This is a genomic window from Microcystis sp. Msp_OC_L_20101000_S702 (assembly GCF_007095705.1).
Taxonomy (GTDB): Bacteria; Cyanobacteriota; Cyanobacteriia; order Cyanobacteriales; family Microcystaceae; genus Microcystis; species Microcystis ichthyoblabe_A.
On the sequence record NZ_SFBO01000026.1, the window covers coordinates 33779 to 41428 of the forward strand.

The window sequence follows — 7650 nt, forward strand, 5'->3', positions numbered from 1 at the left end:
GTAAAAAGTAAAAATCGTCAATTAAGTAAGTGGTTTCAATTAAATTGAAGATAGATTTTGTCCTTGATCCCCCCTGCCCCCCTTGATAAGGGGGGTGCCGATCCCCCCTTAATAAGGGAGGTATCTGACAATTTTTAACATCCACCTACTTACTAAGGCAATATTTGCCTAGAAAATGCTCACTTTCGCCGCTTATATTGCTTTTGTCCGGCTATGGGGTCAGTTCTTGGACATAATCTCTCTGTTTCTATACTAAGCGAATATCCCGCCTCTAGAAGTTAATTTTTGCTACGATTTGTGGCGGTTATCTTCATGGTGAGTTGGGAAGTTTTCTTTTTCGGGAGTCGCTGGTCGGTGGTCGCTACTAGAAAAGCTAGGTTTATCGGTGAAAAATTATCGATAAGCTTCCCTGTCTTATACCTTTGATATTATTAAAATAATGGCGGACATTGGTTGAATAAATTATCTTTTTTGAGCTATATTAAAGGTGCATAAAGTTATTAGTAACTACAGTATTAAGTTTTATGAAGGGAGGGAATGATCCAGAATCGCGACTATAATGATTAAACAGATCATTCCTGTGTCGGCGAGAGCGAGAAAATATGTCTGCCACTGAATACGAAGCAATTATCGGTTTAGAAACCCACTGTCAACTGAACACCAGAAGCAAGATATTTTGTTCCTGTCCCACCAACTTCGATAGTCCCCCCAATACTAACGTCTGTCCCATCTGTTTGGGTTATCCGGGGGTATTACCCGTCCTTAACCAAGAAGTCCTGGCCAGTGCCGTTAAACTGGGATTAGCTATCGATGGTAAAATTACACCTCATAGCAAATTCGATCGCAAACAGTATTTTTATCCCGACCTGCCGAAAAATTATCAAATTTCCCAGTATGATCTCCCTATTGTCGAACAGGGTCAACTAGAAATCGAGATCGTCGATAAAAAAACTAAGGAAGTTAGCCGCAAAATTATCGGCATTACCCGTCTGCACATGGAAGAAGACGCGGGAAAACTGGTTCATGCTGGCAGCGAACGTCTCTCCGGTTCCACCCATTCCCTCGTGGATTTTAATCGTACAGGTGTACCATTATTGGAGATCGTCTCGGAACCGGATTTACGCACCGGGGCCGAAGCGGCGGAATATGCCCAAGAATTACGGCGTTTAGTGCGTTATCTCGGCATCAGTGACGGTAATATGCAGGAAGGTTCCCTGCGCTGCGATGTCAATATTTCTGTTCGCAAAAAAGGCACTAAAAAGTTCGGGACTAAGGTAGAAATTAAAAATATGAACTCCTTTAGTGCTATCCAAAAAGCCATAGAATACGAGATTGATCGACAAATTGAAGCGATCGAAAATGGCGAACTAATCGTACAGGAAACCCGTCTTTGGGAAGAAGCTACTCAACGGACGATTAGTATGCGGAAAAAAGAAGGTTCTAGCGATTATCGCTATTTTCCCGAACCGGATTTACCCCCCCTGGAAGTCTCCCCCGAACAGTTAAAAGCTTGGGCAGAAGAATTACCGGAATTACCCGCTCATAAACGTCGTCGTTATGAAGAAGAATTTGGTCTTTCCCCCTACGATGCCAGGGTTTTAACCGATGATCGCACCGTGGCCGAATATTTTGAAACTGCCGTAATTGCGGGGGCCAATGCGAAATTAGTCGCTAACTGGATCAGTCAAGATATCGCCGCTTATTTGAATAATAATAAGCTGATGATCACGGAAATTGCCCTGCAAGCGTCAGACTTAGCTGAATTAGTTAAACTGATTGAAACGGGAACAATTAGTGGCAAAATTGCTAAGGAAATTTTACCGGAACTTCTCACCCAGGGCGGTTCACCCAAAGCGCTGGTGGAAAAGAAAGGATTAATACAAATTTCTGACAGTTCTGCGATCGAAAAACTGATCGAGGAAATTATCGCCTCCCATCCAAGCGAGTTAGAAAAATTCCGGTCTGGTAAAACCAATCTTAAGGGATTTTTTGTCGGTCAAGTCATGAAAAAAAGCGGCGGTAAGGCCGATCCTAAATTAACTAGCCAAATCTTAGATCAAAAACTTTCTGGTTAGTTATATTCAGTGATCAGTAATCAGTAAACAGTAATCAGTGGGGAGCTTTTTTTCAGTAATCAGTAATCAGTAAACAGTAATCAGTGAACTTAAAACTCAAATCTGATAACTGATAACTGATAACTGATAACTGGTAACTGGTAACTGGTAACTGGTAACTGATAACTGATAACTAATAACTGATAACTGAAAATGACCTCGCAATTAAAGCCTAATAGCCCAAAAATTCTCGCTGTTGTCAACGGTAAAGGTGGTGTGGGTAAAACCACCACTGCGGTTAATTTAGCGGCAATTTGGGGACAGAATCAGCGTGTTTTGCTGGTGGATGCGGATCCCCAGGGTTCCTCCACTTGGTGGGTAGAAAGAAATCAAGCGGGTATGGTATTTGATTTAGCCAAGCAAATTAATACAGAGAAATTAGGAGAATTGCGTCAAATTATCGAGTATGATCTGATCGTGATTGACACACCACCAGCTTTGCGCTCCGAATTACTTACGGCAGTAATAGCAGAATCAGATTATTTAATTTTACCGACTCCTCCCGCACCGATGGATTTAATGGCTTTAATTGACACGGTACGCACGGCAGTTAAACCCCTAGGAATTGCCTATCGGGTTTTATTAACAAAAGTGGATTCCCGTAGTCTTAAGGAAACTTTAGAAGCACAAAATACTCTATTAGAATTAGGTATTCCCGCCTGTCATGCTTTTGTCAGAAATTATAAGGCCCACGAAAAAGCCGTTTTAGACGGGGTTGCTATTACCAATTGGCGCGGTAAAAATGCCCAGGAAGCCAGCGCCGATTATCGTCGTGTGGCCGAAGAATTAGAACGGGATTGGTAGATTTATGAACAGGTTTTCTAAGGACAATATTTTTGTAGTAAAGAAATCACTAAATCTAGACCATCGGGCTGAACTTGAATAGTATAGGCTTCGGCTTCGATTTGTCTGCTAAAACCCTGATAATTCATAAAAAATCTTCTGGTCATTGCTGGTGGTTCTATGGCTAAATTAAGAGCTTTAACTGTTTTGCCTCCATGACACAGTTGAGCGGCATGGACAGCTTCATGAATTAATGTTGGTCGGGCAATACCTAAGTCAAAAACTAGGGGATGAATCCAAATAATTCTAGTTTTACTATCAAATAAACCGTAGGCTCCTCGCACTGGTGGCGGGGCAATTTTGACGATGAAATTGTGTTTTTCTAAAGCTTTCTGCAGCTGGAGAAAATCAGGGTTTGCCGCCGATAAATTTTCTCCTGCAGCTAATTGCATCCCTAGAAAAACAGCAGCAATTGTGTAATAAATGCCCATCGGGTGATAGTTCCTATTAAAGAAAAATCAAAATTAGCAGGAGGTTATTCATTGATGAATCGAACCATCGGGGAGAATTGTTCCTGTTAAAATTGCCCCGGTTAATTTCACCATAATACGCTTACCAAAGCCAATTTTTGCCCCGCGTAAATCCGCCGCCGACAGATCCGCCCCGCTTAAATCCGCCCCGATGAGATTGGCTTCCTGTAAATTTGCGCCTTTAAGGTTCGCTTCGAGGAGATTGGCGCGAAAAAGATTAGCTTTGTACAGATTAGCCTTTTCTAGGTTAATTTTGTGCAGGAAACTATCGCTTAAGTCGGCATGGCTTAAATCAGCCCCGATGAGACTGCGACTAGAGAGATCTTTTTCTTTCAGGTTAGCTCCCTGTAAATCGGCTCCGTTTAAATCCCGATAGTGAGGGCGCCAGGCGCCATGATTGTGAACCTGATGGTTATTCTGGGAGTGGCTGTGTTGACTATGGGTTTGTTGACTGTGGGTTTTATGACTGTGGGTTTGGGAATTTTGGCCGGGTTGGCTAGGGTGAGGCTGATAGGGAGAAGCAGTTTTATAGGCGTGGGCGGGCTGTGTTTCAGTTTTAGGGGCGGAATTGGAGCGTTTAGGAGAATTTTGATGAATTTGCCGCAATTGTTCCCTAGCTTGGTTAATTTCTTGCAGTTTAGCGGTGGCTTTTTCCAAAAGACGCTGATTATCTTTGGGAATGCGATCGGGATGCCAAATAAACACCAAATCTTTGTAGGCTTGATTGATCTCATCGAGAGATGCCCCATGATCTAACCCTAAAACTTTATAGTATCGCTCCAATTCTTTCATTATCGAAGTCCTAATACAAGGATAAAAGCATTAATGGCTACAATTTCTCTGAGTCTTGTCGGATTTTCTAGGAGAGGATTTCTTTCAGGATAATTTGACTCTGGGAGAGTTGCCATAAAATTTGAGAAAATGTCTGGTAATTAAGAAAATCTCGTTTTTCTATCCTGTTTTGATGCGTAACTGTATAGCACATAACAGCAAAATTAGCAAATTTTTGATACAAAACTTAATTTGTGCTGTTGGGGGTTAGGGAGAGAGAAGTGGGGAAGCGAGCAGGGTGAAAGCGTCTCAAACGCTATTGACAATTGGCCAATTTTGTGATCCGCGTGGGACTTTCAAGTGATACCAGTCGATTAGAATAGTTAGGAAATCGACCCATTTGGTCTATTTTTGCTTCACAATTGAGATGGTAAATTCTACTCAAATATGCTTGAATCGTCCTCTGGGTAAGCAACTCACATAAAGTTCATTTTGTCAAGGATTGTTAAGATGCGCTTACCCCGACATTGATATTCTCAATCTTAATTGAAATGACTATATTAACCTCTCACAATAAACCGCGATAACGGATAAAAACGAGGATTACTGCCCAAGAACCTAAAGCTACTTTAACGGCGACTAAAATGTTTAGTATCGGTAAAATACCCCCACTAAATAGTGCCCCTAATTCCCCGTGGGGTAACTCAAATCCTGAGAGAGTAATGGCGGCTAAAACAATAAAAACTAAGACGGAAATTTTCTCCCATGTTGCCGCTTGCCAACGGCGATAAATTGCTTGCATCCATTCGGGAGACGAGGTAATTGCTATTAAGCCAATTGCCGTACCTCCGGCGACTCCAGCGGCAAAACCTCCCCCCGGACTTAAATGTCCGCGGATAGCTAATTCAATGCCCACTAAAGCGGCAATTGTTGACCCTAAACGGGCTAAAATAATTGAAGGTTGGTCGGTAAATTGATGGATTTTACTGGCGGGTTTTTCGGTGGCTAAAAGAAAATTCGCCCCCATAATGGCAATGGTAAAAACAATCACTTCATAGATGGTATCGTAGAGACGATTACGAAAAATAACCACCGAAACCGCATTAGGAACACCGCCGTCGCGCACTAGGGATTCAACAATGTCTAGGGATAATATAGAGGAAGCAGTATTGGGAATAATTACCATTTTGACAGCGAAGGCAATGGCGGCTAGAGTATAAATCCATTTCATTAGTGTTTCTCCTCTAATTTGGGGGTTTCAATACAGGTTAAAATCGTGTTGGCTGCGGTTAATTCATTTTTAAAAATATCGTAGAGATAGGGTAATCTAATTGTGGTTTCGTAGGGGATGGTTTCTGGATTGTCTTGACGGATACAGACGGCATGAATATCCTTATCTATAAGTGCCTGTTGCAAAGCTTGTTTATCACTGTAGGCAACTAATTCTAAACGCATAAAACGTTTACTTAAAACCGTTTGTAGTTGAGTTTTTAACTGTTCTAAAACCGTATCGGTTTCCTCGGCAATTACTCCTAAACGCATCACTAAAGAGGAACGAATCGCCACCGCGTAGAGAGTTACGGCTAACATGGTTCCCATCAAAGCCTCGGTTAAAGATACATCTGCCGCCCCTAATAAAGCATAAACTAAAGCGGCTATTGCCCCTAAAACCCCGCGAATTACTAAAGCTTGGTAGGGATTAGATTGTAACATCACCATCGCCGCAGTTAAAGGCAAGAGGGCAACAATAACATAGAGATAACTTTCATTCATCTTTAATTCTACTCTCGATCGCTAGAAGTATAAGCTAAAACGTAGCCTAACATGGTGTTCCAAATTGCTAGGGAAATTATTGCCAATAATAATAAAGGCCAATTTTGGGGAACTTTCAAAAGTAGCCCGAAAATAATCGCCATCGAACCCAAAGTATCAGCGACAGATAGGCCGTGTAATTTATATAATACCGAGCGCTTGTCTAAAAGATGCGCCGTTCCCCAAAACCAGAAAAAAACTCCGATAGCGATGCAGATATAACTGAAAATGTCAATCATGATTCGTTCAGTCGTTTAAGAATTTGTGCTAATAACATAAAGCCGGCATTACCGACACTGAGAATAATCACTGCTACCACTCCAATCATCCAATCATCCCGCAGAACCGACACCACTAGAATAATAATCGATGATTTACTGGAAGCACTGGCAAAGGCGGCCATTTTTTGCCAGATGTCATCATTTTTTGCCACTTCATAAAGGGGAATTAATAGGGCGACAATCATGGCAATGAGAACAATATTCATCCCTGGGTACTCCGTTTAATTACATGAACTTCATAACCCTCATTTTCCTTGTATTCGGTGACGATAGTTTTCGGGGTAAAGGTAATCAGAAATATATCCCAAAAAGCTAGTCTAGGTGAACGTTTACCCGAAATTCTCTCGAAAATAATTTCTTCTTCCTTGTGGGGACGAAAGATAATTTCAAACGCTTCTTTATAAGCTTGGGGAATAGCTATAAAGACTTTAATTATTACCTTTAACCAATCGCCTAAAGTTTCACTAGAGGTGAAATTACGGGGCAAAAGAAAAGCAATAGCTACCCCGATCATAATATTAGCGGGGGTAAAATTAGCGGTGAGTAAAAACCACATAGTTAAACGCAGAATTATATGTCCAATCATGCTAAAACCATCCAAAATAATAGAACTAACATTATACTCATCATACCGATGAGATTATCAAATTGTTCCCAGGCTCGCGATAATTTTAGGGATAACTTTTTGAAAACTCCCAGATATAACCACCACCCGGCACCAATGACAGCTAAAGCTTTGATAATATTGGGGATATTATAAGCTTCAACATAGACGGCATTGGATAAAAATAGGGCGGCAAGGAGCAGAATTATTGCTATCCAGAAACCGATAGTTAGCTTCTGTTTACTTTCGCCACCGGCGTGGGGTAAAAAGATAAATTTAGCAAAGGAAATCGCCGTCCCCACCGCCACAAGATTGATCATAATCTCTTGCCAAGGAACTAAATTTTTCATCGTTAACGCTTTCGCCCCAAAACCGGATAATAGGGGGAATCCAGAGATAGAAAAACTAGCAACCACTAGGGCAATCCAGAGGGAATTAGGGATCGATTGTTGCTGTAATTCTTTAAAATTGCGACTGGGTAAAACTCCCGCTAACAGAAATAGGCAAGATTTAACTAAACCGTGGGTAAGGGTATAAAAACCACTGACTACCGGGGCGGCTAAAATAAAACCTAACTGGGAAATAGTATGGAAGGCTAACATCCGCTTACTATCCTTTTCAAACACTGCGTATGACACGCCAAAAATCGCCGTTAGCACCCCGAAAAGCCGAATTAGTCCATCCAAATCCTCTAGGATTAAAGCACAGCGCAGGAGGGGAAAAATGCCCGCTTTTACCACCACCCCTGACATCAG

General features: G+C 41.7%; 10 protein-coding genes. 2 read left to right on the top strand and 8 right to left on the bottom strand.

The window, feature by feature from the left end; genetic code table 11:
* Window positions 1-602: 602 nt before the first annotated feature.
* Complete coding sequence (gene gatB / locus EWV60_RS03195) at window positions 603-2075, top strand: Asp-tRNA(Asn)/Glu-tRNA(Gln) amidotransferase subunit GatB (RefSeq protein WP_004161937.1); 1473 nt, start codon at window positions 603-605, stop codon at window positions 2073-2075.
* Between the two features lie 192 nt (window positions 2076-2267).
* A complete protein-coding gene (locus EWV60_RS03200; protein ID WP_002745320.1) occupies window positions 2268-2918 on the top strand; it encodes a ParA family protein in 651 nt (216 codons plus the stop codon).
* A 17-nt stretch (window positions 2919-2935) separates the two neighbouring features.
* Here the strand turns inward: EWV60_RS03200 and EWV60_RS03205 are convergent, their stop codons facing one another.
* The 8 genes from EWV60_RS03205 to EWV60_RS03240 all read right to left on the bottom strand — a co-directional run.
* Window positions 2936-3388 carry a DUF8637 domain-containing protein gene (locus EWV60_RS03205; protein ID WP_002799249.1) on the bottom strand — a complete coding sequence of 151 codons (453 nt, stop codon included), beginning with the start codon at window positions 3386-3388 and terminating at the stop codon, window positions 2936-2938.
* 48 nt (window positions 3389-3436) lie between these two features.
* Window positions 3437-4219 (bottom strand): pentapeptide repeat-containing protein, encoded by a 783-nt coding sequence (locus EWV60_RS03210; RefSeq protein ID WP_004161935.1) that lies wholly within the window; start codon window positions 4217-4219, stop codon window positions 3437-3439.
* Window positions 4220-4766: 547 nt separating this feature from the next.
* The gene (locus tag EWV60_RS03215; protein ID WP_002752070.1) at window positions 4767-5429 is read right to left on the bottom strand and encodes a Na(+)/H(+) antiporter subunit B; all 663 of its coding nucleotides are present in this window, start codon (window positions 5427-5429) and stop codon (window positions 4767-4769) included.
* Entirely contained in the window at window positions 5429-5971 is a 543-nt protein-coding gene (locus EWV60_RS03220) for a DUF4040 domain-containing protein (RefSeq protein WP_002738849.1), read from the bottom strand. The genes EWV60_RS03215 and EWV60_RS03220 overlap by 1 nt, the downstream gene beginning before the upstream one ends.
* An 8-nt stretch (window positions 5972-5979) precedes the next feature.
* A complete protein-coding gene (locus EWV60_RS03225; RefSeq protein WP_002752066.1) occupies window positions 5980-6249 on the bottom strand; it encodes a monovalent cation/H(+) antiporter subunit G in 270 nt (89 codons plus the stop codon).
* Complete coding sequence (locus tag EWV60_RS03230) at window positions 6246-6497, bottom strand: hypothetical protein (RefSeq protein WP_002739224.1); 252 nt, start codon at window positions 6495-6497, stop codon at window positions 6246-6248. The genes EWV60_RS03225 and EWV60_RS03230 overlap by 4 nt, the downstream gene beginning before the upstream one ends.
* Complete coding sequence (locus tag EWV60_RS03235) at window positions 6494-6877, bottom strand: Na+/H+ antiporter subunit E (RefSeq protein ID WP_287230920.1); 384 nt, start codon at window positions 6875-6877, stop codon at window positions 6494-6496. Before EWV60_RS03235 ends, EWV60_RS03230 begins: the two co-directional genes overlap by 4 nt.
* Window positions 6874-7650: proton-conducting transporter transmembrane domain-containing protein (locus tag EWV60_RS03240; protein ID WP_287230922.1), on the bottom strand; the 777-nt coding region annotated here is incomplete at its 5' end. The genes EWV60_RS03240 and EWV60_RS03235, both read right to left, overlap by 4 nt.

Bases quoted from the DNA above. Each gene is read 5' to 3' on its own strand.
- EWV60_RS03230 (WP_002739224.1), bottom strand. From the start codon at position 6,497: ATGAATATTGTTCTCATTGCCATGATTGTCGCCCTATTAATTCCCCTT.
- EWV60_RS03205 (WP_002799249.1), bottom strand. From the start codon at position 3,388: ATGGGCATTTATTACACAATTGCTGCTGTTTTTCTAGGGATGCAATTA.
- EWV60_RS03235 (WP_287230920.1), bottom strand. From the start codon at position 6,877: ATGATTGGACATATAATTCTGCGTTTAACTATGTGGTTTTTACTCACC.
- EWV60_RS03225 (WP_002752066.1), bottom strand. From the start codon at position 6,249: ATGATTGACATTTTCAGTTATATCTGCATCGCTATCGGAGTTTTTTTC.
- EWV60_RS03220 (WP_002738849.1), bottom strand. From the start codon at position 5,971: ATGAATGAAAGTTATCTCTATGTTATTGTTGCCCTCTTGCCTTTAACT.
- gatB (WP_004161937.1), top strand. From the start codon at position 603: ATGTCTGCCACTGAATACGAAGCAATTATCGGTTTAGAAACCCACTGT.
- EWV60_RS03215 (WP_002752070.1), bottom strand. From the start codon at position 5,429: ATGAAATGGATTTATACTCTAGCCGCCATTGCCTTCGCTGTCAAAATG.
- EWV60_RS03210 (WP_004161935.1), bottom strand. From the start codon at position 4,219: ATGAAAGAATTGGAGCGATACTATAAAGTTTTAGGGTTAGATCATGGG.
- EWV60_RS03200 (WP_002745320.1), top strand. From the start codon at position 2,268: ATGACCTCGCAATTAAAGCCTAATAGCCCAAAAATTCTCGCTGTTGTC.